Source organism: Roseobacter fucihabitans (assembly GCF_014337925.2).
In the GTDB taxonomy this organism is placed as follows: Bacteria; Pseudomonadota; Alphaproteobacteria; order Rhodobacterales; family Rhodobacteraceae; genus Roseobacter; species Roseobacter fucihabitans.
The window spans coordinates 59591-81013 of the sequence record NZ_CP143426.1 but is presented as its reverse complement, the minus strand read 5'-3'; the positions used below and the strand labels follow the sequence as shown (position 1 = coordinate 81013).

The following is a 21423-nucleotide window of genomic DNA, read 5'->3' as shown; positions in this document are numbered from 1 at the left end:
CGTGATTTACGTCAGCTTGCGACAATTGAACTCATGACACGCAACTTATCCCCAGGCAACAATTTTTTGACCCTTTTAGTGATGGAGTGCGTTTGTATTCAGCTATGGATGCCGACAAATTCCTATTAACCCATTGTAAAAAAACACTTTATCAAAGTTTCCGTGAGTTGCCGCAAGATGTTGTACGATATAGCCACATGACCACAATTGATAGCAATCACGTCTAGGCCTCGAATCGGTTGAACTAAGTAAGCTGTGGAAAGCCGTTGTCGCGGAAAAGAGCCAAGCGGCGTCTCCTCAGACGACGTTTAGTGAATTTCGGGGGCGCTCCCAATAGAGATCGCAGTCTTACTTTCGCGCTCCTTACATGCGGGAAAGTAAGACTTTTGGTCCCCTCTGAGGTGAACCCGATCTACGTCCCGAGCCAAGGGTGAAGTCGGGAGGTAGTCTTGCAAAATTAGATGAAAAAGCTGTTTGCCATAAAGAAGCGTCAGTTAGGCTAAAACTAGAGACCCGCAGCTTTCGTCAAATTCACCCGGAATCGGTCCCTTCGCCGCTGATATCGCCGTGTCATCTCTGCAGACGCGTGGCCCAGTTGTTTTTGGACGTAGCGTTCGTCGACTTCGGCGGAACTCGCCAGACCGGCACGCAGAGAGTGACCCGAGAACAGCGTGAGGCGCTCTTTTTCCGGAAGGTCAGACCGGATGCCGGCGTCCAGGACGGTTTGCTTGATCAAGCGGGCGACGTGTTTGTCACTGAGCCGCGCCTTAAGCGCACTCGTGCCATCACGGGATGTGCGGACAAACACCGGGCCAAAATCTATCTTAGCGAAATTCAGCCATTGCTCCAAGGCATGCACAGGACAAGTCTGATCACTTGAGCCGCGCCCAATTTCGACTTCGCGCCAGCCAGTTTTGGCATTGAGCATGAGTAGGGCGCCCTTTTCTTCAACTTCGATCCAGCCGCCGCTATCGGCCGTGTCGTCCTTGTGCACATCTAGGTTGACGATTTCAGAACGACGGAGACCTCCTGCGTATCCAATCAGCAGAATGGCCCGATCTCGTAGGTCTCTCAGCCCAAATCCAAGGGTCGCAATCATATCAAGGATATCCTCGGCAAGGATGGCCTCTTTCTGAACAGGAGGACGGGCGTGCTTGCGTTTGATCCCGGCCAGCACTGTGGCTATGTGACGGTTCTTACGATCTAGGGTGAAGCCACGCTGTGTGTAGTTCCAACTGAGACCTGAGAGCCGACGATCTATAGTCGAAACCGAAAGGGCAGGTGCCTTGCCAGTTGGTGCCGCCAGATCCGCAAGATAAAGCCCGATCATTTTGGGCGAGGGGGGCAAAGGGTCTATGCGCTTCATTCGGCACCAGCGAGATAAGTGTGCCCAATCCTTCGCGTAGGCCTTCAGCGTGTTCTCAGATGCAGCCTGCTTCGCATAGTCGCGGGCAGTCTCAACCAGCCGATCAAGCGTGCCAGATCCAGCAAGGCCTCCGAGGCCCTCGGCAAAGGTGGGGAGGCTTAGAGCCTCACCGGAAGAAGGATATCTTTCGTCGTCCTCGTTGGGGCAGGGCGCGTTTGCTGGACTTGAGGGCGGTTTCTCGTGGTTTTCTGACAAGTCGCTGAGCGTATTCTTTTATGTCCGATAATGCAAACTTATTGGACGTAGTAGGAAGACGTAAGGTGGGGCGGTTTGGGTATCATATAACCTCTATAACCGCCGTCAAAAAATAGACTGCGGCATGAAATCTGAAAGCGCCACTCCCGTATCCGCATCGATACTTCAACGACATACCGGCACTAACCATCTCGATGAAAAACGTAGTCCCTGAAGATGTGGCGTTCATATGATATAAGACGCGGCGCTGACCAGACTATATCTCGCGGGGAAATGGGATACCGTCGTACCTTATCGGTATTTGCGTCCCCTCATTTGTCCGCGTAACCGAAGCCTGCGTGGTTCTTGCATGCCCGGGCCAAGCAGAATGGCTCTGCAAAGACGCGCCTTTCAACAGCGCGTTAACCATGCTTCACATATTTAAGGGTTTGTTAACTATTTTCTTGCCAGCGACATTCCGCGCATGCTTTCTGTGCGTGCAGAGCGAAGTATAAACGCCTGATGGAAAGTTGGTTTGAATGTTTTTGCAACAGGTTTTAACGAGTTGACTATGGGCGTTTTTGTTACAGATGACCGTCTTCAGAGTGCAGGTTTGGCGACGACCCGTACTGTGGAAGTTCATCGCAAGCAGGTCTGTGCTGTAACCCGGCGGGTGTATGAGAAGAGCCTGTTCGGTGACATCCCGTTTTCCGAGGCGAAGCTCGACCGGATTTATAACAAAACACTGAAAATTCTACGGCTGCACCTTGAATTATGTGTGGTGTTTAGGGCGCGTGCTGAGCTAATGAAGCAGCTTGGGGGAAATTATGGGATGAAGCTGTCAGTTCCCATTGCTAAGCAGCTATGGGCGTGAGGCTTTGGTTGTCGCACAATCTAAATCGATTGCTATACGTACGTTTGCTGTCCTGCGTTGAGAAGCGGTTTGCGACCAGCGACGGAATGAATGTTCGATTTTATGTGAATGCCAAAAACAATAGCGTTGTTAAGGCTGTAATAGAGCGAAGTAACCAATCTCAGAAGACAGGATTTGCAGATACCTATCCCGTTTGGCCGTTTATTCCCTCGTCATCAGATTGGCGAGAGCTGGTGAAGCATGCGTCGCTCGAACCAGATCAAGATGTTCCGTCCTATGTCGACTATGGGTTTGGGCGTTGTTCGTTAAAGTACCATCCTAATGGAGATTCTTATTCCGAGAATTTCGATGGAGAAACTTTTACTATTCCTCGGAATAGCGTGATCGAAATAGCAAAAGAAATTGACTTAATTGAAGGCTGAATTTGTAAAATGAGTAATGTGCTCTTTGATGGAAATCGAGAAAATGGCGAAATTGGCTTTCAAGTCTCAGAACGGGTGACAAGTCCGCGAGATTTCGGTGTTCCCAACTGTCGTGGCAACGTTATTCTTGAGACTCGTCCGGAAATTTCTTGCGTGTTTACAGTGGGCCAGTGGTAACGGTATTTGTAGGATGGCAAGCTAGTTCGTGGGATGGTCACCTTAATCGTAAGACCACATGACGGTGCGGCACTTCCCGCAACTATCTGAAATCTAATTTCGCTGGGTGTTCTGTCTCATGAATAACATGACCAAGTAGGGTCAAACTGAAGCCAGTTCGGAAGAGTCCGAAGAATAGTGTGACCACGACATGGGGCGGTTAAGGCAACATATAACCTATATAACCGCCGTCAAAAAAATGGACTGCGGGCATGAAATCTGAAAACGCCACTCCGGTATCCGCATCGATATTTCAGCGACATACTGGCCCTAACCATCTCGATGAAAAACGTAGTCCCTGAAGATGTGGCGTTCATATAATATAAGACGCAGCGCTGACCAAACTGTGTCTCGCGGGAAATGGGATACCGTCGTGCCTTTATCGGTATTTGCGTCCCCTCATTTGTCCGCGTAACCGAAGCCTGCGTGGTTTTTGCACGCCCGGGCCAAGCAGGCCTAACTGGCCCGAAGCTGCATATTTGGTCGTAATTTGGAACAAGAGTAGAACAAACAATGTAATTGACGGTTGATATTTAGTAACCGCCCGATTGGCACCGCCTGCCTAATTTTGGCGTGATGCGTTAAGACACGTGCATAGCGACGTCGTTAGTGACGTGTCTTATGCGGAGGGTGTCATGCGCGGTGACCGGTGACGATATCTTGCCCTACGCCGCCCGTCGTCAAACCCGCCAGCAGCACCTGCATGCTCTTCGCCAGGTTTACGGCTTCAAGATGTTCTCTGGACAAGGTGCCCGCTGTCTCAAAGCATGGCTTGAATGTGAGGCTGAAACAGCTCGATCCAACGAAGACTTGCCACGCCGGTTTGTCGAGGAATGCCGCCGGACGCAGACAATCCTGCCCGGTGTCACAGTCATCGAGCGGCTCTGCGCCGACGCTTTAGTTGCGGCGGAGCGCAAAATAGAAAGTCGTATTGCCGAGACCCGCGCCAGCTTATGGCTTGGTTGGGACTGGTGCCAAGCGAACATTCCAGTGGAAACACAACCAGACGCGGACGGTTGACAAAGACCGGCAATGCCCTGGCCCGCACGATGCTGGTGGAGGCGGGTTGGTCGTATCGACACCCGCCCAAAGAGGGGCATCCATACCTCAAGCGTTCGGCTCACTTGCCGCAAGAGATAAGAGACATTGGCTGGAAAGCGCAAACAAGGTTGTGCAAGCGATATCGAGACCTCAGTCGCACCGGAAAACCGCAACCGCGCGTCTTGGCCGCCATCGCGCGCGAGCTGGCTGGCTTCATCTGGGATATTGCGAGGAAAACGCCAATCACGGCCTAAACGGGCTGTTCAGACTGCCTGTGCAGTACGCTGGAGAGGGCGGCCATTGATGGGGAAATCCTCGGGACACTGAGGGATGAATATCCGATCTTAGAGAGAGGCAATCCCGCGTCGCATTTGGTCAGGCGGTACCCAACCCGCGGATGAGAGCATGATAACACTCGGTTCGGCCAGCCATCTCCAGCGCCTGCACAGGCTACATATTTTGACCATCCCGCGCGAGTCGGGTAGTCTAGTCGTGTCGAGAAAATCAAGAACGCTCATGAGAAGGTGTCATTCTGCACTGAGCCGGAACAGACCCCAGTTGGAACATGACATTTCAGCCTACCACTGTCTCTGACGACTTGATGATCCTACCGAAACTCCCCGCTTGGGTCACTTCTGGTCGTGCAGAAACCCTTGAAACTGTGGCCTTTCGGTCAGGGGCGGCACTGACCGTGCTGGATCAACTGGTGACCGATCCATCCCAAGGTATGCTGCTCAAACTGCTGAGCAACCGTCTACCGCGACGGCGACCACGAAACTGGAGGGGCGGCTGGCACGGGAGATGTTTGCTGAAAAGCGCGAGCGGCTGGAGATGGCGCGCGGGAGGAAGGGCAGGGGCGGGCCTCATCCGTTCGTCGACGTTGTCGGATGGCTCGCCTTATGTCCGCATTTAAAAGGGTGATTTGCTCACATGGGCCGTTCAGAAAGGTACTCTTGTTTGAATTTGTGCTGCGCCGTTCAGCTGCGCGTTAACCATGATTCAGGTATTTTAGGGCTTCGTTAACTATTTTCTTGCGAGCGACAACCTGTGCGTGCTTTGGTCGTACGCAACGGTGTGCCGGAGAGTTAAATAGTTTGCTGGTTTCGTTATTTAGATTCGATGTTTTTTTGCAATAGGTTTTGACGAATTAATTGTGGGTTCTTTTATTACTGATAAGCGTTTGCAAGGTGCCGGTCTGGCCACTACTCGCTCTGTGGATATCGATCGCGCGCAGGCCCTTGCTTTTTAATAAGAGCCTGAGGGCTGACACTAGCGGCTCGCACGCGAAATCATAAAGGCTTAGTGTGGATAGTCTCAGAACTCTTTGCCGGGTTAAGAACCAACGCTAACGCTATAGATGCTCCGCAGCGACCGAGAAACGCAGCCTATTTGTCTTTTGTGAAATCCAGCGGTTAAATTATCAACTGTTTAGGCCCGTCGATCATTGCGGCGAATTTCTTAGAATGGTGACTGAAATGTCTGACGAAGAGAAGGGTAGAAAAAGTTCAGATGCTGCCCCTACGCACATCTATCTAATTATTTTTTTGATATGGTTCTTTTTGGTTGGTTATTTTGTGTTCGATTTTAGTGATGCAATCGACAAAAAGATGGGGCTACCGGCACTTGTATACATTTGCTGTTTGCCAATTGTCGCCCTTTTTCACTTTGTCAGCGTTATACGCTCGCGAAGTCGAAAAAAGTGACATGTTTCTTGAAGATCTAATTTTTGAAGGCGAGTGAAATTTAAGTGACTTCTTATTCAAACGAAGAAGGTGAATCTAATGTCCCCGGTTGGATTGCGGGGATTGCTACGGTCGGAATTGCTGTCGCTACCCGAGGAAAATCGTTGGGATGGGGCGGTGAGGTAGTCGAAGTTGAAATAGACCTTGCAATGGAGACATTGGCAAATTCTACTGATGGCAGCCTGACTGCGCGAGATGGATATCAGATCGCGGGAACGGTTTCCGGAAGTTTCATTGGTGGTTGGCTCGCAGGTGCCGTATTGGCTTCACACCCAATAGGGTGGGCTATTATTGGAACAGCTCTTATTGGTGGCGCTTCCCTTGGAGGTGGATTGATTGGGGAAAAGATTGCGGAAAGCCTTTATGATGGCGACCGGCCTGCTGGTAGCAAGAGCAGAAAAGACGGTCGCTTGGATAAAGGCGAAAACCAAGCTTTGGATAGTGGCTTTAACGGTGCTAACTTAACCGCCATGGTGCAGGCTGTGCTGCGCAAAGACCCGTTCACCGGGACGGTCTTCGTGTTCCGGGCGAAGCGCGCGGATCGGTTGAAATTGCTCTTTTGGGACGGCAGTGGCTTGGTCATGGCGTACGAGCGACTTGAGGATACGACCTTCACCTGGCCCGCGATCAAGGATGGCATGATGGCGCTGAACCATGCCCAATTCGAGGCACTTTTTGCCGGTCTTGATTGGCGTAAGGTGAAGGCACTGGAGACCCGCCCTCCGGCTGCGGCAGAGTGAATCAGGGCGGCAATTAGGGGCGGTATTTGGGTCGATCCAGGGCTATAAATCAGCCCATGACCACTTCTGCAAAACACCTCGATCTGTCCATCTTACCGCCGGAATATCGCGCAGCGTTCGAGGCGCAGGCCGTGCGTGTGGCGGAACTGGAAGAGACCAACCAGCGCCAGGAACACTTGATCGCCGAGATGCACCATGCGCTTTACGGCAAGAAGTCCGAAAAGTTGGCCGACGACGATCGGCAGCTGGCTTTCGAGGATCTTGAGGTTGCCCTTGCCGAGGTCGAAGAGAAGAAATCGGAACAATCCCCCGATGAGGAAAAACCGAAACGTAAGAAGATCGCCAAGCGCAATCGCGGCAATCTGCCCGAGGGTTTGCCGCGCATCGAACAGGTAATCGAGCCTGACAGCTTGGACTGCCCATGTGGCTGCGGGAAGATGCACCGGATCGGCGAGGATCGACGCATGGTTGCCCGAAGGCATAGCGTGAAGCGGAGGCGGGGCGCGCAAGCGCTCTGCCCCTCAACCGGAGAACCATCATGGCATTTGAAAACAACACCAACCTGGGCCGCGTCGATAAGATGATTGAAACGCCGCACCTGATCGAAAAGTCCACCACCGCCAACCGTGCGACAAACGCGCAGATCAAGGCCGTGCTGACACCGCTGATGGAGGCACTTGGTAGCTGCTCGCAGGACGATGACGCGCTGGACACAGCGTCGGTGCCGCCGATGCCAGTCACCAGCCTGACCGCTGGTGAGCGCGCGGCGCTGCATCTGGCAGACAAGGCGTCCATCCGTGGTCTGACTTCCGCCCTTCTGGGCCGCTTGGAGGCGCAGCAGTTGCGGATCGACGCGGCGGGCATCGAGGACGTGGAACAATGAGGTTCAAACGTCAGGCGCGGTTTATCTTTACCGACACCAGCCGGAAGCGGGCGGCCCTGCGCCGCAAGCAGCAACGCGAGCGTGACGCAATGCCACTCTTTGCCGATCAGATCGCGGCGGGCCAGCCTTGCGAAGACGATGTGATGCAGGCCCGCGCCGAGGCATGGGGGGAACAGGAACGGCGGGATCGCTCCCGTCGCGCCCGCGATTGGCGCTCGGCCCGGGCCACGCTGGCGGCAATGTCGCGTAAGGAACGCCGGGTTCTGCGCCGTGCGTGGAATTGCGCACCCTATCCCGCCGATCCGTCCAACCTATCGGGTTTTTTACACAGCTACCGCCTTGGCCGGTTCAGCTTGGATGATCTGCCCTTTCCGCTGACACGCACCGATCCGCACGGGCGCAGGCGGGTCAATTTCTTTGACATGAAAGGATCGACCATGTTCATGACCATTTTGCAGGCCCGCGACATCGCCGCCGCGCCGAGCAATCACACCCCGGAAGAACGATTGGCCGCCTATCATCATCTGCAAAAGGCGGCTGCGAAGAACAAGGATCGTTGCCGTGGCAATCAAGATCGCGTTCTGTCTGCCGCGCTTTACCTCAAACTCGAAGATACGCAGGCCCAGACCCATGCCTGATTTTTCCGCCCATCATCACCCGGTCCTTGCCGTGGCCTGTCCTGATTGCGGCAAAGCCCCCGGCGTCTGGTGTCGCCGCCCCAGCGGCCATAAGGCCAGTGAGTTGCACCGGTCCCGCCGCGCCGAGGCTGACCGCGTGTTCATCGAACAACACGGGCCAGATGCCAGTATTGAGCAGGTTGAAGGTGAGTGGACCGTAGATCCCCCGTGGTCGCGTTGGTATTCGCCCGCAGCCTGAACAACTTACGCTGTTTTAAGCGCATCATCTGGTCACGCTTAATACGTTAATTGCGTGAGTGTTGAAGATATGAGCTGATAGCAGTCAGCCCGTGTATGGAGTGAAATGCCATGACCGTCCCCAGCACCGTCCGAGCCGTTTGGAAATCCGCAGAACTGATGATTGCGTTCCATAAAAACAAGAAGAAAGAACGGCGTGATACGTCTTATCTCTGGCGACCCAAAGACGCTATCGCACGTCTTCTGGCGAAGCCTGAAGATCAGGAAGCGTTCATTGTCCTGAAGGCGGAGGATGATGCTGCCGACGTGCAGATCAAGCTGCACCAAGACAAGATGGTGATCAGGCGCGACCATGTGCTTGGATGGTCCGGTGTTGTGATTGACGAACACAGCGTGAAGGTTCTGGTCGACGGCGACTTGATCCGTATTGACCATGATGGTTCTGTGAAGATCGAGCGGGATGCCGAAACCACGTATCTTGAGGGTGACGGCTCTATCATTCGCACGTCGCCTGATGCAGAGATCACGGTATCGAGCGACGGGCAAACCATGTCCCGGCGCACCGGCGAACAGATCGACGCGTTCACGCCGGACGGGTTTGTCTCTCGTAAAAGAAGAATAGGCCCTGAATAACTCCCGGTTATTAAACAATATTCCTTGTGATAAGGAACATTGGCCCCGCTTCGGCGGGGTCTTTTTTTGTGCGGTATATGTGAACTGTAGTTTACAATAGCGCATATGTGAACTATAGTTCACATATGGCCGAGATTATCAAAACAAAGACCTTCGACAAGTGGTTGCAAGGATTGCGGGACAGGACCGCAATGGCGCGGATTTTGGTTCGCCTGAACCGCTTAGCTGAGGGCAACGCAGGAGATGTAAAGCCGGTTGGTGGTGGCATCTCTGAATTGCGGGTGAATTATGGACCCGGTTATCGGATCTATTACTTGCAGCGCGGGTCTTTGGTCGTGGTTCTTCTTTGTGGAGGTGACAAGGGTACGCAGACCAAAGACATCAAAACGGCCAAGGAATTGGCCCAGAAGTGGAAGGATTGATCCATGAGCGATGAAGTTTTCAGCCGGTACGATCCGGCAGACTATCTCAAAACGGAAGATGATATTGCAGCGTATCTACTGGCAACGATGGAAGAAGGTGGCGATGATCCTGCAATTGTCGCAAAAGCGCTTGGTGACGTTGCGCGCGCGCGCAACATGAGCCAGTTGGCGCGGGACACGGGTATTTCGCGCGAAGGTCTGAGCAAAGCGCTATCCGGTAACGGCAACCCTACTCTTGCCACGATCATGAAGGTGTCTAAAGCGCTTGGGCTGAAATTGAACTTTCAGCCAATGGGCTAAGAACACCCCGCAAAATTCACCAGCAGTTCGGAGGCATGGTTGCTATGAATGCTCTACTTCACCGTATTTACATGGCAGGCCATTCAAAATGGATGATGCCCCGACGCCTACGCCGTCTTATCGCAGGCTCGGAGTTTCATCGAGCCTGGCTTTGTGGTTTTCAGGACCGTTTTACCGAAAACGGCGTTTCTTACGGTCCTGCCAACCCATATAATCAGTGGATGTATGACGAAGCCGATCTGAAATAGCATCCGCGTGTCGCCAGCGTTGAGCCGTGGGAAGAGTTGTGCATTATTTCGTTTTGCTGATGGGCTGGCAGCGAAAGCTACATTCTTCTAAGTCTGTTGGCTCTTTTTCTCGCTCACCCATCTGATTTGGGGCCGGTCCCGATTTCTCGTTTTTGGGGACATCCGCTGGCCTTCGCCCAGCTGACCGCGTGCTAGGTTCTGCCCGCTGCGCGTTCTCCACCCAGAACCCCCGGCCCTCTCCCTTCGCTGTTTCAACGGCCCCTGCCCCGTCTCCTGCGGAGCCGCGCCCTGGTCTTTGAAACATGCTCATCAAGGGCTGGTGTTTCTGCCCATTCGGGTGACGTCCCCTTGCGCGGGTCGGATCTCACCCGATCCTGTTTTGATGGTCCCTTGGGGTTCGCGCAAGCGCGATACGCCGCTTCGGGACGCTGCTTTAGAACCCGCTGGGTTCTCGCGCGTGCAATCCCAATAGACAGAAACCGTGTCCTCGCTGCGCTGCGGGCCGCACCACTTTCTGTCGATTGGCAGTGCACTTGCTCACTCCGGCACTTCGCCAGTGGATCCGGTTTTAGAGACGGGCGCGCTAAAGCGCTTCGCTCAAAACCAGAACCCAAAGGGGCTTGTAAATCGGCTGGGCACTCTCTGTCGTAGATAATGGGAGATAAGGATTGGACTGTTTCCGGTCAGCCCCTCCCACACCACATAGGAGAAACCGAAATATGGCGTCGCATCTTTTTTCATTAGCCCTGCAATACGAAGGCAACCCGGAGACCCAATTTGTTTATGGCACCAGCCAACAAATGTTGGTCATGGTGGGAAAGCACCATCACGACGCTGCAACCATCAAACCTGTGATGACCTTGCGGAGTGACACTGGCGGCATGATCGCGCAGATGGATGAATGGGCCAGTGATTGGGTGTTTGTTGGCGCGCAAAGCACTACGAACCTACCCGACGAGGTTACACCAGACAACACACCCGCCATTCAGGCCACCCGCATTCATGAGGCTATCGCGGAAGCCTATGTAGATGACACTCAGGATGTTCCTAGCCTGATCCGCAATGCCCTTGGCGATCTGCGCCACCTTTGTGACCAAAGAGGATTGGATTTCGCAACGCATGATCGGGCCGCTTATCGCACCTACATCGAGGAGTGGGGATAATGGCTGTGAACATCCCTGACGTGCGAAAGAAATACATTCCCAAAGGTGCGATGAAGATTTGCCGTAAAGGTGTTGCCGCCGAGGTCTATGTGTTCAACGATAGCAATGGCAGGCCATCAGCCATGGCGTTCAAGGGTCGCGCGCAGAAACCGACGTTTTACCACTATTCCAAAGACGCCGCAGGCCGAGAGAAAAGGGTGACAGATTGGCTCGACGCTCTGGCGAAAGCAGAGGAAGTCAAAGCCGCGCGCCGCGCCGCGCGCAATGCGCCGCACACGTTGGAAGTCGGAACGATCCTTTCGTCCTCATGGGGATACGATCAAACCAACGTGGATTGGTTCAAGGTCGTCGGCACATCAGGGCGCAACACAGTGGAACTGGTGGCCGTCGAGGGGCAAAGAGCTAATGACGCGCCCTGCGACTACGGCAGTATGTCCACCCTCGTCGTGCCTGATCCTGATCACATCAAAGGTTCACCAACGAAACACCGCGTCGATATGGCGGGCGGTGTGCCGAGCGTCAAAATTCAGTCGTTCACTTGGGCCTATGTTTGGGATGGGAAGCCCAAATATTCCTCATGGTACGCATGAAGGGATAGTAATCATGGAACAGCTTACCCTTTTCGACATCGACAAAAGTGCGGATGGGTCCGTTTGGTGGCATGGCAATGCCGAATGCCGCAACAACGGTGGGTTCTACCAAGCCCGCGAAGGCGGCGCGGGACAATGGGAGTTTGTGATTTATAGCTTCGGGGATGACGACGTATCGGTCTACCGTTTTGGAGCGGACGGTGAATTATACCTCGACCAGGTGCCGATTGATGCCCGCGACCGGATCACCATCCATGGCCGCAAATACGGGCGTCACTGACAGACGGTGCGTTTGGAGGTGAAGCCGTCCACAGGGCCGGAGACGATATGTATCGGAGGCCCTGTGGGCGGGTTTACCGGGCGGGGCGTCGCTATTTGGTGCTGATCTTTCTGGAGAAATAGGTGCTCACGATTACATCGGTGACTGTTTGTCCGAACGCATGATCTGTCAATATGTCCAGCGGATCATATTCCGACCGGATTGCATTCAGAATGGTCAAGCTAACAACCCTGCGACTTCTAAAGGGTTCCCCTGCAACGCTTTCGTAGAAGGACTTCGTGCGGTTCAGAACCATGTCGTCTGGGTTTGAGACGAACGCAAGTGCGCGTGTTAAAATCGTCTTGAGCGCTGTCGCCTCATTGGCGAAATCGGTAATGTCGTCATACTCTTTCGACAAGCCTCTTTTTGGCGGTCTCATCGTTACGCGAATAACCATGGAGTCTTCGGCTTGCGCAACCAAAGGTTTGGCGCGTTGAGTACGTTTGTCTGGTGTTGGCTTTGGCGCGGGCTGATCCGGTGCGCCGGATGCAGGTGTCACATTGGCGGTTTTTGGGTATGGGCTTTCCGATTTGAGTTGGGGCGGGATACTTTTTGACGCTTGGTCTGAGACCGGCTCTGTATCGGCCACATCGAGCATTCCGGAGTCCCCGGAAATTGCTGCGCGCAGCTCTTTATAACTCTTGTTGGGTTTACGAATGGGCATGTTCATCTCCGAGCACTTGCATCAGATCGTTTGCAAAGGTGTCTGCATCTTTGAGTGCCGTTGAAATATGTGTCGCGGCGATCCTCTTGGACGGAATTTTCGACAGCGCAACCTCGTAGAGGTGAAGCATACCAACACTTTTCAGATCGGCGAATGCATTGCGTGCAGGCAGCTTGCAATCGAAGGAGGGCAGACCTTGTATGGTTTCAAGGCAGAACGATTGTGCGGACGTCAATCTGCCGGTCGGTATCTGTGTCACGAGAATCCCGACGGGCATATCTGGTGTGTCAGATGTCTCAAGCATCTCAGCAACGAGCGCGTAGGTATCCAATGCACTGTCCAGATCAAGGCGTGTGAGCGCAGTCGGGATGACAATCATGTCCGAGCTTGCCAAGATCGTTAAATTGAACTCGCTCCCACCGCCTTGGGTATCGGCCAAAACGATGTCCATATCGCGGGCCTCAAGCCTTTCGTAGGCCGCCTCGAACGCCTGCAAATCGACGGCATCTTCAATTTCACAACTTTCGTTCCAGGTTCCCTTTTTCAGCGCATATTTGCGCCACTGGTGCAGCGGCGCGTTTTCATCGGCTTCCAGTAAACCCACTCTGAGTCCCTTTGATACCAGACTGCCGCAAGCCGTCATGAGTGCGGTTGTTTTTCCTGCGCCGCCCTTGAGGGAAGCGAATGTGATCATTTTCACCGAATGAATGTCCTATGCCTGCCGATGTGCCATTTCGTCCATTTGTCGTCTCGCCGTTGTGTCTATCCGTCCGATTGCCAATCGGCCCGGTTGTCTGACTGCCCGTATGCCGTTTGCGACTAATGACGCGCAGACAGAGTGTTTGAAAGACTTCCGCCCTGTCTGCCTGTTCGTCAATATGTCGGTAGGGCGGTATGCTGATATCCGCTCAAAGGTCACAACGGTTCGTCCCATTGTCCGCCAGACACAATGTCTCAATGTCCAAATGTCACCGTGCCTATGTGTCGATATGTCATTTCATCCGGAGCGTTATCGCTGTTTGAGAGGATGCACTGCCAGTGCGGCCTGCAGTTAAACGCCGGTCATTCAGACATGGGTGCGTGCGTCGGCATGAGCGCGCTTGTTGCTGCGCGTTTTCCCGCCGGAAGAAGGCTCTGATCTGGGCACTGCCTTGCGGTGCACGGTGCTTTGAGGCCTTCCTGATACCTAACCAGAGGTTGAAACCGAAAGACCGGCAAGAGAAGGACAACAGCAAAAGTAAAGCTGTAGCAGGATATATGCAAAAGTAGAACTTTTGTGACTGTGCTTCTTTTTCTGACCGGGCTTTCACCCAAGGCAAGGTGTTGATGAGCGAAGAGACCAAAGACAAGAAGTCGTGGAAAAACCGCAAGATGATAAGGGGTCGCTGGCGCGACGCTGAGAACGAAGCGGCGGTGCCGGTTCGTGCCGACAAGGTGATTTCGGTGAAGATGACTGAAGCGGAACTTGCAGAGTTTGATGCTCAGATCTTGGAGCTTGGCCTTAAACGGAACCGTGCTTTGCGAATTGCCGCGCGTCGGATCGGCGGTTTTGTCGAAAACGATGCCGAGACTTTGGAGGTCTTGAGGGACATTTCGCGGGCGATTGCCGGGGTGGCGACGAATATCAACCAGATTGCCAAGGCTGCAAACCGAACCCATGATCCCGCTTACCACAGCTTCATGGCGGAACGAAAAGCGCTTGGCGTCGAGTTGTCGAAGCTGAATGCAGCGCTTGCGCCCTTGATGGATGTGTCGCGGCGCCGGTCTGACGGGCTTGGCCGCTTGCGAAAGGCAGCGGGCGAATGAGTGAACAGCCGTCCATTTCTGTCCTGCATTACCTGCAACGAGCGGCCAACTCTCCGAATGCGCCGAGTGTTCTGGACGCGGTGATGGGCGAGGACTGGGCGGTCTACAAGGCGGGTAACGCGCGCAAGGCTCAGCAGATCCTTTATGTGATGAACCAGCAGCGCAACCGGCGTGGAGCCGGTGCGGGGCTGGCTTTCAGAGTGGGGCGACAATCCCCCCAGGCCCTCGTCAAACTCATCAACATGGGCGGGGCCAACAACAGCCAGGGTTTGAAGGCCCAGATGGGATATCTGGAAAAGGACGGCACCGTTGTTTTGCAGCGGTCCGAAGGATTTTTCGGACTTGAGGTGGACGAAGATCAAAAGGATCTGATGGCGCAGGCGTGGGGTCTCAAAGAGAGTGGCAAGTCCTCCTATCCGATGACATCGCATTTTGTCGTATCGTTTCCCATCGACACCGATCCTGAAGCGGCGGCACGCGCGGGGCGGGCTTGGGCGGAGAGGATGTTTGACAATGGGGCGCTTGGCGACCGTTTCGATTATTATACCGCGGACCATCGCGACACGGCGCACCCGCACACGCATGTGGTCGTGTCCCGTCGCGGTCTGGAAAACGGCCAGTGGCTCAAGGTTTCGCGGCGCTCGCTGATCAATTACGACAGCATGCGCCAGTTGCAGGTTGAGGTTGCAGCGGAAGAAGGCATCCACCTGGAAGCAACGCCGCGTCTGGCGCGCGGGGTGCATGAGCGCCCTGTGCCCGACGCGCGGATCAGGGCCGAGGCAGAGCGGCGTGGCCCGGAAGCACGCGCGCCCGAGCATACCGAAATCACCGCGATAGCGGCCGCTGCAACAATTCTTGAGTTCAGCAGACAAATCGAAACCGAAGCGAAAGTGATCAAGACGACGCCCGCAGTGGCACGCTCCATCGCGAGGATCGTCAAGCTGTTGCGCGCCGGGCATCAGATTACAGCACACACTGAACGCGATGAAACCATGACTAAGGAGATGATTCAGATGTCGGAACAGTATGAAAAAGCGCGTATGGCCATAACGGACAGTTTCCAGACGATGGACCGCGATATCGCAAAGGTTGCGGGCCCGGCGGAGCGTGTCGCGCTCCAGCGACAGACGGCGGGGCTGCGCCGTGAGGCGGCGTTGTTGCTGCCGGATGACAATGAATTGCAGTCCTATAGATCCACAGAGCAGGAAGAGCGATATGTCGGCATCCGGGCGACGGGCGGCGGGCTTGATGCGGATGCAATCCGGGATGAGGCCGTTGAGAACGCAAACCGCATTGCGGCAGAGGCGGGCCTTGATCCTGACGAGGTGGCGGCACGCTACAGTCGGCAACGGGTATCGCCATCGGATATCGCCCGCAATTGACCAGTCACGGATCGGCACGCTGAGCCGAGGAACGGGAGTTGAAAAAGGCGGGTCTCGTGGCCCCCCTTGCCGAGGTGCAGGGTCCGATTTTTGCAAAATTCGGGCCGCCGAAGAAACGCAGAGCCTATCTCACCTCAACAGAGATCCCGCATAGCCTCATTGCCGCGCCGACCGGCTCCGGCAAAGGTGTCGGTATCGTCATACCCACGCTGTTGACGTACAACGGGTCCGTGGTCTGTCTCGACGTCAAAGGCGAGAACTTTGAAAAAACATCTCGGCACCGCGCCTCTATGGGCGACAAGGTGTTCAAGTTCGCGCCCTATGACAAGGACGGACGCACGCATCGCTACAACCCCATCGACATCGTGGCCGAGGCCAGTGACCGCCGCCGGTTCACGGAAGCCCGCCGCCTTGCCTCCAGCCTCATCATTGCAAAATCAAAAAGTGCCGAAGGCTTTCTGGAGGGTGCCAGAGAGATTTTTGCGGCAACCGTCGTCTTCGCCCTCGAGCAGAAGACGCCAACAATTGCCGCCGTGCATGATCTGATCTCCCAACAGGGCGAAGCGCACAGAAATTTTGATACCATGTCGGCCAAGGCGAAGGCCCCCGAAAGCGTGTCGATCTTTAACCGGATGGCCTCGACGGACATACGAACCTTGAGCGCGTATCTGTCGGTTCTCTCGGATGGTGGATTAAGCCTATGGGCTGACCCGGCGGTGCGCGATGCGACCTCGCAGTCGGATTTCACCTTCACCAATTTACGGCGCAAGCCTGCCTCGATCTATTTTGTCGTGGGTCCAAATGATCTGGACCCGCTGTCATCCCTGATCCGGCTGATGTTCCAGCAAGCGGTCGCCATCACACAACGGGAAATGCCGCAGGCTGACGAGCCGTTCCCAGTGCTGTTCCTGTTAGATGAATTTGCATCACTGGGGCGAATGGATGCGTTGAGCCAGGCCATCACCACCTTGCGCGGCTATGGCGGGAGGTTGATGATCATCGTCCAGTCGCTGTCGAACTTGCAGATCTACGGCCAGGATGGCGCGCAGAACTTTTTGGCGAACTGCCGTCTTCAGCTCTTTATGGCCCCGGCCGACAAGGACACGCCGGATTACATTTCGCGTGCCATCGGGGACTTTACCCGGAAGGCCCGGAGCAAATCGTGGCAGAGCAACGATTTCATGTCATCAAACATACAAGAGCGGGAAGAGGGCGCGAGATTGATCCGCCCGGAAGAACTGCGCAAGCTGGGCGAAGACACGATTGTTGCGCTGATCCAGAACCATGACCCGGTGCGCACCGACAAGGTGATCTATTACGAAGACAAAGACCTGCGCCCTATCTTTGAGGCCCAGACAGGTCCGCTTCCAGAGCCGCCAAGCGTCTTTGATGACAACGAAGCGGACGCGCCAATACAACTATTGCCCGCCCCTAAACTGTCACTGCCTGCACCATCACAAGAAAAAGATCAGGACCGGGCCACAAAGGTCGAGGCTTCAAGCAAAATCAAACCAACGCCTGCATCATCCGATAAAGATCTGGAAAGCTGCACGTCGGTTAAGCGGTCCAAGGCCACACTTCAAGCGGTCGCGCGGGCTAAAGCCGCAGTTGAAGCAAGATTTAGCGATGACGATCTGCCGGACGATCTTGACGCCGCCGTCATTCAGGATTTGAACGATCATCTGGAAACGCACTCAGAGTTGCGCGGCGCCATCGAAACAGCCCGGCAAATGACCGCTGAAGACTGGCCTGACGGTCTGGACGACGAGAAACCGCTACGGAAACGGGGGGCGTGAAAGTCACGCTTCCCCTGTCCCCGTTTGATCTGCATCCGGTGCTGCGGGATTTTTGCATCGCCATTGTCTTTGTGGAGGGGGTGCTCGTCGCGGCGGACGCGTTTCAGTTGACCGTACGATCAGAGGCCATCGAGGCGCTCGGGTTCACGCTGAGCTGGCGCAATGAACCTTGGCGCATTCTATCACATGTCTTTCTGCACGGCGGCGCCTTGCACATGATCTTCAACATCATACCCATTTGTTTGTTCGGGGACGCGCTGGCGCTCCTGCGTGGCGAGGGTGAAACCACCTTCATTGTCCTGTTATCCATCATGGCAGGCGCTGCAGGCTTCGCGGTCTTTGGGATCTATCCCGCGATGATCGGGGCAAGTGCGATATCATTCGGCCTGGCGGCGGCTTGCCTCGTTCATTGGACCGGCTTGACCATTGTACATCGGACGATGGCGGTGGCATTGGGCGCGACAACCCTGCCCTCAATCATCTGGTGGACTGGGATCGCATGGGAGGCGCATGTTGCGGCAGCGGCGTTCGGTGCTGGTGCATCCATCTTCCTGTGCAAATTGCGGCCATAGGACTACTGACCCCTGCCCTGGCAATGATCAGCCGCCCCAAAAAACACGTGCCACGCTGCAATGGTGATCTGCAAGACGCCAAGACCGCGGCTAAACTGAATCTGAACACTGCAACTAACCAGCCCTCAAACCATGCAACAAACCCCATTACGACGGCACTACATGGTGGTATAAATGCAAAATGTTCCACAATATGTTGATATGTTCTTATATTGTTCTATATTGAAATGGAATCAACAAGAGGAGCAATTCTCATGGCTGCCCATCAAGAAGCAATTGTCAGTTCTGCCGGCGGGTCGAATGACTATCATCAGATCCCGGTGACAGAAAAGCAGCTGAACTTCGCGCGACAGATCTCGCAAAGAGCTGGTGTTGTTTTGCCTTTGGAGGTTCAACAAAGCCGATTGGAGCTATCTCGCTGGATCGACGCGAATAAGACGGCCAAACCAACCAGTCCATTTGCGAACTACCCGTCTTCAAAGCAAGTTGGTTTTGCAGAACAGATTGCACGACGAAAACGCACCGAAGTGCCACATGAGTGCTTTCGTGATCGCGGTATGATGTCTAAATGGATCGATGCTAACGTATAAAATTTAGTGTGGTGGAGCAAAGGTTCTGCGCCATTTTAGATCGAGAGTTTCGGTGTTCCGGACAACATTGTCTGACAACGATAGGGCATATGAGGAGGAATACATGAGGGTCTGCGGGTGTGAAATATCGGGAAAGGAGGTCCGGCTTGCTGCGGTTGGCTTGACTGATCAAGGCGACTTGGAACTGCTTCGCCTGAAGACGACCCGGATAGAGCTCGTGGATGACACATCTGAAGCTGATCTACGGTCATTCTTGGCGGACCTTCAGGCGTTTTCTCGAGAACACGAAATCGATACGTTCGTCATCAAGACCCGCGCTAAGAAAGGCCGCATGGCCGGGGGGGCCGTATCGTTCAAAATCGAAACCCTGATACAACTCGTTGAGGATTGTCAGACCAGGTTTGTCAGCCCAGTTGCGCTCGCCCATTTTGCCAAGAAAGACCTTGATGCATATCCAGAGAAGCTGCCGGTCTATTTGAAGAACGCATTTCTGTCCGGCGCCTATGCTTTGACGAAGAAAGGGTTCTTAACCTAGCAGCCTTTCGTCGATCACGCGGCGAAGGTGTCGGGAGAGCCCAGACACACCAATGCTGCGCAAAGTTTGAACGACAGCTTCCAGATCGCAAGCCACTAAATTCAGTCGCCACATTCATTGGCGTTTGATTTTTGGTAAGACTGTCACGGCGGTGTGAAATGTAACCACTGGAGCGGAAAACGCCCGAACTTCGGCGTATAGGCTGCAAGGTCGCTAGTAAGTGTGATCAGATTAGTTCTCAGGAAGATCAGAGCTATTCATTTCTTTCTGCACTGGGTCGAGTCGTAAAGCATCATCAAGGGCGTCCAATGGGTAAGACGCGCCGCCAACCAGCTTTTTTGCAAGCGGCAAATCGCTCCGCCAATAATCATTGTGCCTTATTCGCGGCCAGTAGCCACCCCCCTGAACTACTACATCTCGAATGCCCGGCCCAAACACATCTTTGAGTGGTCCCGCAATTGGATCGCCAAATAGCCAGAATCTTCGAGAAAAATAGATATTTGTCCAGCGCGTGACTGCAAAAAGTGCGTGGTGAGGTAGGAGTTCGATGCTACGATAGTCTCCTCCCTCAATCTGGTATTTGCGCATGAATCCAATCTGCTGAGCGCCCAAATCCAACACAGGCGGACACCGCGCTAGTTCACCATCTGTCAGCCGTTCTCTGAATGCGGCCAGACTACTTGCCAACAATAGGTCCCCATGTGCAAGAGGACTACCCAGTGTTACGAAATCCGTAACCAGCCAAGGATTTCCCGCGGATAACTGTTCGTCAAAAACTTCAGCCTGTAGAGTTTGGATATTAGACCAATCCTCGTTCTTGATCGCACGCCTCAGAGCTTTTTTGGCATCGCGCTTCGGGCAATCGAGTTGCTTGTGGGTTTCGTGCATCTCAAACCAGAGTTTTTGCAAGATGTCATAGCCGATCGCACTGCCTATTGAGTGCCCGCAAACCACTATTCGACCGTAACGGCGCGGTGATTCATGCAAGCCTCGTAGGAAATCCACTCCAAGTTTCCGCACTTCGTTTCGAGCCTGCACATTTTTCGGATGGCTGTCAAAATACCGCGAAATATCAACAATTTTGCCACGATAAACCCCCGTCAACCAATACCCGATCCCGGAGAGCAGCAACCCAGAAAGCGGCAACGTAATTAATGCAGCCAATGTTGCGTCCAATGGCAATGCGCGCCCCGCCCAGATTGCCAGTATCATCCCCGATACCAAGGCAATCAGTCCGATTTTTTGCACCTTACGGAACCGAGGCGGCAATAGATCAGGGTTACGCCTAAACAAACTGATCAACCAAGAGGTAAAGGTTGGTTCTTCGCTGGGGTTTGCCAAATGCGCCCAGTACAATTCGTATACGTCCGTTTGTGGGCGGGTCCTCGTTGCCGACAAAGAAAGAGTACGATGCTCAAAGCCAGCCGAGACCTTATCTGGTTTGTTCCAAACCCGAGTCGCTTCACCAGCAGACGGAAACCCTTGCAGGGTTTTTACAAATGCGCGCAGCGTGTCCATTGGGCGCTGCTCTCCAATCCCGTGAATGATCACAATTGCTTGGCGAGACTTAGACGACTTACTCATAAATAGAACTCCATTGAAAAACCGACCATTCGCATAAAAAGTCGTTCTGTTTGTTCTTCTTGTTCAATGACCTATGCCGTGCCGTTGTTTAAGCTCAATCGCTAGCTTTTCGGCTTCGATCTGCAAGCGCGCAATCCGCCGTTGCGCCGCTTCCGGTTTAAATACAGCCGCCACGACCGTCTTAAGTATTGGCTCGATACGTTTGCTCAGATACATCCGTTCTTTTTCTGTAAAGGGACCATAGTCCTGTTCTAGAGCGGCAAGCATTTCTAATAGTGCCGGCCGAACAAGCCGACCGCGTAGCCAACGGACTAAAACCACAACAGTGGCAGTGCCGAGGGCCGCAATTGTAAGACCCGTTGCGAAGTTATCATCCATATCTTAGCGTCTTCAAATTGAGCTCATGTTTATTCCGAACTTTATCGA

26 protein-coding genes and 2 pseudogenes are annotated in these 21423 nt (G+C 54.1%); 23 read left to right on the top strand and 5 right to left on the bottom strand.

All coding sequences use genetic code 11. The annotated features are described in order from the left end of the window. Positions 1–505 precede the first annotated feature (505 nt). Positions 506–1621 carry a tyrosine-type recombinase/integrase gene (locus ROLI_RS23530; protein WP_187431448.1) on the bottom strand — a complete coding sequence of 372 codons (1116 nt, stop codon included), beginning with the start codon at positions 1619–1621 and terminating at the stop codon, positions 506–508. A 514-nt stretch (positions 1622–2135) separates the two neighbouring features. Between ROLI_RS23530 and ROLI_RS23525 the strand changes: the two genes are divergently transcribed. The 17 genes and pseudogenes from ROLI_RS23525 (at position 2136) to ROLI_RS23445 (ending at position 12029) form a co-directional block, all read left to right on the top strand. Continuing rightward, the gene (locus ROLI_RS23525) at positions 2136–2474 is read left to right on the top strand and encodes a hypothetical protein (RefSeq protein WP_187431447.1); all 339 of its coding nucleotides are present in this window, start codon (positions 2136–2138) and stop codon (positions 2472–2474) included. Further along, positions 2471–2896 (top strand): hypothetical protein, encoded by a 426-nt coding sequence (locus ROLI_RS23520; protein ID WP_222869638.1) that lies wholly within the window; start codon positions 2471–2473, stop codon positions 2894–2896. The genes ROLI_RS23525 and ROLI_RS23520 overlap by 4 nt, the downstream gene beginning before the upstream one ends. An 867-nt stretch (positions 2897–3763) precedes the next feature. After that, positions 3764–4048: pseudogene (locus ROLI_RS23515) on the top strand (DUF4158 domain-containing protein); the annotation flags it as partial. Then, positions 3946–4407: a transposase gene (locus ROLI_RS23510; RefSeq protein WP_405049042.1), complete on the top strand. Its 462-nt coding sequence runs from the start codon at positions 3946–3948 to the stop codon at positions 4405–4407. The pseudogene ROLI_RS23515 and the gene ROLI_RS23510, both read left to right, overlap by 103 nt. 311 nt (positions 4408–4718) lie before the next feature. Continuing rightward, positions 4719–5066 (top strand): DUF1403 family protein, encoded by a 348-nt coding sequence (locus ROLI_RS24050; protein ID WP_262386622.1) that lies wholly within the window; start codon positions 4719–4721, stop codon positions 5064–5066. 834 nt (positions 5067–5900) lie between these two features. Beyond that, positions 5901–6635 carry an IS66 family insertion sequence element accessory protein TnpB gene (gene tnpB, locus ROLI_RS23500; RefSeq protein ID WP_187431445.1) on the top strand — a complete coding sequence of 245 codons (735 nt, stop codon included), beginning with the start codon at positions 5901–5903 and terminating at the stop codon, positions 6633–6635. Between the two features lie 56 nt (positions 6636–6691). Continuing rightward, complete coding sequence (locus ROLI_RS23495; protein WP_187431444.1) at positions 6692–7219, top strand: transposase; 528 nt, start codon at positions 6692–6694, stop codon at positions 7217–7219. Then, positions 7174–7518 (top strand): hypothetical protein, encoded by a 345-nt coding sequence (locus ROLI_RS23490; RefSeq protein WP_187431443.1) that lies wholly within the window; start codon positions 7174–7176, stop codon positions 7516–7518. Before ROLI_RS23495 ends, ROLI_RS23490 begins: the two co-directional genes overlap by 46 nt. Next, the gene (locus ROLI_RS23485) at positions 7515–8156 is read left to right on the top strand and encodes a hypothetical protein (protein ID WP_187431442.1); all 642 of its coding nucleotides are present in this window, start codon (positions 7515–7517) and stop codon (positions 8154–8156) included. The genes ROLI_RS23490 and ROLI_RS23485 overlap by 4 nt, the downstream gene beginning before the upstream one ends. After that, positions 8149–8394, top strand: a complete 246-nt coding sequence (locus tag ROLI_RS23480; protein WP_187431441.1) for a hypothetical protein — start codon at positions 8149–8151, stop codon at positions 8392–8394. The genes ROLI_RS23485 and ROLI_RS23480 overlap by 8 nt, the downstream gene beginning before the upstream one ends. A 110-nt stretch (positions 8395–8504) precedes the next feature. Next, positions 8505–9026: a hypothetical protein gene (locus ROLI_RS23475; protein ID WP_187431440.1), complete on the top strand. Its 522-nt coding sequence runs from the start codon at positions 8505–8507 to the stop codon at positions 9024–9026. Positions 9027–9151: 125 nt separating this feature from the next. Beyond that, positions 9152–9448, top strand: a complete 297-nt coding sequence (locus ROLI_RS23470; RefSeq protein ID WP_187431439.1) for a type II toxin-antitoxin system RelE/ParE family toxin — start codon at positions 9152–9154, stop codon at positions 9446–9448. Between the two features lie 3 nt (positions 9449–9451). Next, positions 9452–9748: an addiction module antidote protein gene (locus ROLI_RS23465; RefSeq protein WP_187431438.1), complete on the top strand. Its 297-nt coding sequence runs from the start codon at positions 9452–9454 to the stop codon at positions 9746–9748. Between the two features lie 44 nt (positions 9749–9792). Continuing rightward, positions 9793–9996, top strand: a complete 204-nt coding sequence (locus ROLI_RS23460; protein ID WP_187431437.1) for a hypothetical protein — start codon at positions 9793–9795, stop codon at positions 9994–9996. Between the two features lie 719 nt (positions 9997–10715). Then, entirely contained in the window at positions 10716–11159 is a 444-nt protein-coding gene (locus tag ROLI_RS23455; protein WP_187431436.1) for a hypothetical protein, read from the top strand. Then, complete coding sequence (locus ROLI_RS23450) at positions 11159–11749, top strand: hypothetical protein (RefSeq protein WP_187431435.1); 591 nt, start codon at positions 11159–11161, stop codon at positions 11747–11749. Before ROLI_RS23455 ends, ROLI_RS23450 begins: the two co-directional genes overlap by 1 nt. 13 nt (positions 11750–11762) lie before the next feature. After that, the gene (locus ROLI_RS23445; RefSeq protein ID WP_187431434.1) at positions 11763–12029 is read left to right on the top strand and encodes a hypothetical protein; all 267 of its coding nucleotides are present in this window, start codon (positions 11763–11765) and stop codon (positions 12027–12029) included. Between the two features lie 91 nt (positions 12030–12120). On the opposite strand, the gene ROLI_RS23440 is transcribed toward ROLI_RS23445, so the two are convergent. Continuing rightward, a complete protein-coding gene (locus ROLI_RS23440) occupies positions 12121–12738 on the bottom strand; it encodes a VirC2 family conjugal transfer protein (protein ID WP_222869636.1) in 618 nt (205 codons plus the stop codon). Beyond that, positions 12719–13426 carry a division plane positioning ATPase MipZ gene (locus ROLI_RS23435; protein WP_222869640.1) on the bottom strand — a complete coding sequence of 236 codons (708 nt, stop codon included), beginning with the start codon at positions 13424–13426 and terminating at the stop codon, positions 12719–12721. Before ROLI_RS23435 ends, ROLI_RS23440 begins: the two co-directional genes overlap by 20 nt. Before the next feature lie 632 nt (positions 13427–14058). Here ROLI_RS23435 and virD1 point away from each other — a divergent pair. The 6 genes and pseudogenes from virD1 (at position 14059) to ROLI_RS23405 (ending at position 19413) form a co-directional block, all read left to right on the top strand. Further along, the gene (virD1, locus tag ROLI_RS23430; protein ID WP_262386621.1) at positions 14059–14538 is read left to right on the top strand and encodes a T-DNA border endonuclease subunit VirD1; all 480 of its coding nucleotides are present in this window, start codon (positions 14059–14061) and stop codon (positions 14536–14538) included. Continuing rightward, positions 14535–15920, top strand: coding sequence for a relaxase/mobilization nuclease domain-containing protein (locus ROLI_RS23425; protein WP_262386620.1), 1386 nt, complete (start codon positions 14535–14537; stop codon positions 15918–15920). Before virD1 ends, ROLI_RS23425 begins: the two co-directional genes overlap by 4 nt. Before the next feature lie 35 nt (positions 15921–15955). Next, positions 15956–17716, top strand: a pseudogene (gene virD4 / locus ROLI_RS23420) (type IV secretion system ATPase VirD4); the annotation flags it as partial. After that, positions 17713–18288, top strand: coding sequence for a rhomboid family intramembrane serine protease (locus tag ROLI_RS23415; RefSeq protein WP_187431430.1), 576 nt, complete (start codon positions 17713–17715; stop codon positions 18286–18288). The pseudogene virD4 and the gene ROLI_RS23415, both read left to right, overlap by 4 nt. Positions 18289–18542: 254 nt before the next feature. After that, entirely contained in the window at positions 18543–18878 is a 336-nt protein-coding gene (locus ROLI_RS23410; protein ID WP_187431429.1) for a hypothetical protein, read from the top strand. Positions 18879–18945: 67 nt separating this feature from the next. Then, on the top strand, positions 18946–19413 hold the full coding sequence (locus ROLI_RS23405) for a DUF3010 family protein (protein ID WP_262386619.1): 468 nt from the start codon (positions 18946–18948) through the stop codon (positions 19411–19413). A 231-nt stretch (positions 19414–19644) separates the two neighbouring features. Here ROLI_RS23405 and ROLI_RS23400 read toward each other — a convergent pair whose 3' ends face one another. Next, positions 19645–20931, bottom strand: coding sequence for a hypothetical protein (locus ROLI_RS23400; protein ID WP_222869634.1), 1287 nt, complete (start codon positions 20929–20931; stop codon positions 19645–19647). A 129-nt stretch (positions 20932–21060) separates the two neighbouring features. Continuing rightward, a complete protein-coding gene (locus tag ROLI_RS23395) occupies positions 21061–21375 on the bottom strand; it encodes a hypothetical protein (RefSeq protein ID WP_187431427.1) in 315 nt (104 codons plus the stop codon). Positions 21376–21423: the final 48 nt, after the last annotated feature.

Excerpts from the sequence above, each read along its gene's own strand:
- ROLI_RS23510 (WP_405049042.1), top strand. The coding sequence starts at position 3,946 with ATGCCGCCGGACGCAGACAATCCTGCCCGGTGTCACAGTCATCGAGCG.
- ROLI_RS24050 (WP_262386622.1), top strand. The coding sequence starts at position 4,719 with ATGACATTTCAGCCTACCACTGTCTCTGACGACTTGATGATCCTACCG.
- ROLI_RS23495 (WP_187431444.1), top strand. The coding sequence starts at position 6,692 with ATGACCACTTCTGCAAAACACCTCGATCTGTCCATCTTACCGCCGGAA.
- ROLI_RS23490 (WP_187431443.1), top strand. The coding sequence starts at position 7,174 with ATGGCATTTGAAAACAACACCAACCTGGGCCGCGTCGATAAGATGATT.
- ROLI_RS23485 (WP_187431442.1), top strand. The coding sequence starts at position 7,515 with ATGAGGTTCAAACGTCAGGCGCGGTTTATCTTTACCGACACCAGCCGG.
- ROLI_RS23480 (WP_187431441.1), top strand. The coding sequence starts at position 8,149 with ATGCCTGATTTTTCCGCCCATCATCACCCGGTCCTTGCCGTGGCCTGT.
- ROLI_RS23475 (WP_187431440.1), top strand. The coding sequence starts at position 8,505 with ATGACCGTCCCCAGCACCGTCCGAGCCGTTTGGAAATCCGCAGAACTG.
- ROLI_RS23470 (WP_187431439.1), top strand. The coding sequence starts at position 9,152 with ATGGCCGAGATTATCAAAACAAAGACCTTCGACAAGTGGTTGCAAGGA.
- ROLI_RS23465 (WP_187431438.1), top strand. The coding sequence starts at position 9,452 with ATGAGCGATGAAGTTTTCAGCCGGTACGATCCGGCAGACTATCTCAAA.
- ROLI_RS23460 (WP_187431437.1), top strand. The coding sequence starts at position 9,793 with ATGAATGCTCTACTTCACCGTATTTACATGGCAGGCCATTCAAAATGG.
- ROLI_RS23455 (WP_187431436.1), top strand. The coding sequence starts at position 10,716 with ATGGCGTCGCATCTTTTTTCATTAGCCCTGCAATACGAAGGCAACCCG.
- ROLI_RS23450 (WP_187431435.1), top strand. The coding sequence starts at position 11,159 with ATGGCTGTGAACATCCCTGACGTGCGAAAGAAATACATTCCCAAAGGT.
- ROLI_RS23445 (WP_187431434.1), top strand. The coding sequence starts at position 11,763 with ATGGAACAGCTTACCCTTTTCGACATCGACAAAAGTGCGGATGGGTCC.
- ROLI_RS23440 (WP_222869636.1), bottom strand. The coding sequence starts at position 12,738 with ATGAACATGCCCATTCGTAAACCCAACAAGAGTTATAAAGAGCTGCGC.
- ROLI_RS23435 (WP_222869640.1), bottom strand. The coding sequence starts at position 13,426 with ATGATCACATTCGCTTCCCTCAAGGGCGGCGCAGGAAAAACAACCGCA.
- virD1 (WP_262386621.1), top strand. The coding sequence starts at position 14,059 with ATGAGCGAAGAGACCAAAGACAAGAAGTCGTGGAAAAACCGCAAGATG.
- ROLI_RS23425 (WP_262386620.1), top strand. The coding sequence starts at position 14,535 with ATGAGTGAACAGCCGTCCATTTCTGTCCTGCATTACCTGCAACGAGCG.
- ROLI_RS23410 (WP_187431429.1), top strand. The coding sequence starts at position 18,543 with ATGGCTGCCCATCAAGAAGCAATTGTCAGTTCTGCCGGCGGGTCGAAT.
- ROLI_RS23400 (WP_222869634.1), bottom strand. The coding sequence starts at position 20,931 with ATGGACACGCTGCGCGCATTTGTAAAAACCCTGCAAGGGTTTCCGTCT.
- ROLI_RS23395 (WP_187431427.1), bottom strand. The coding sequence starts at position 21,375 with ATGGATGATAACTTCGCAACGGGTCTTACAATTGCGGCCCTCGGCACT.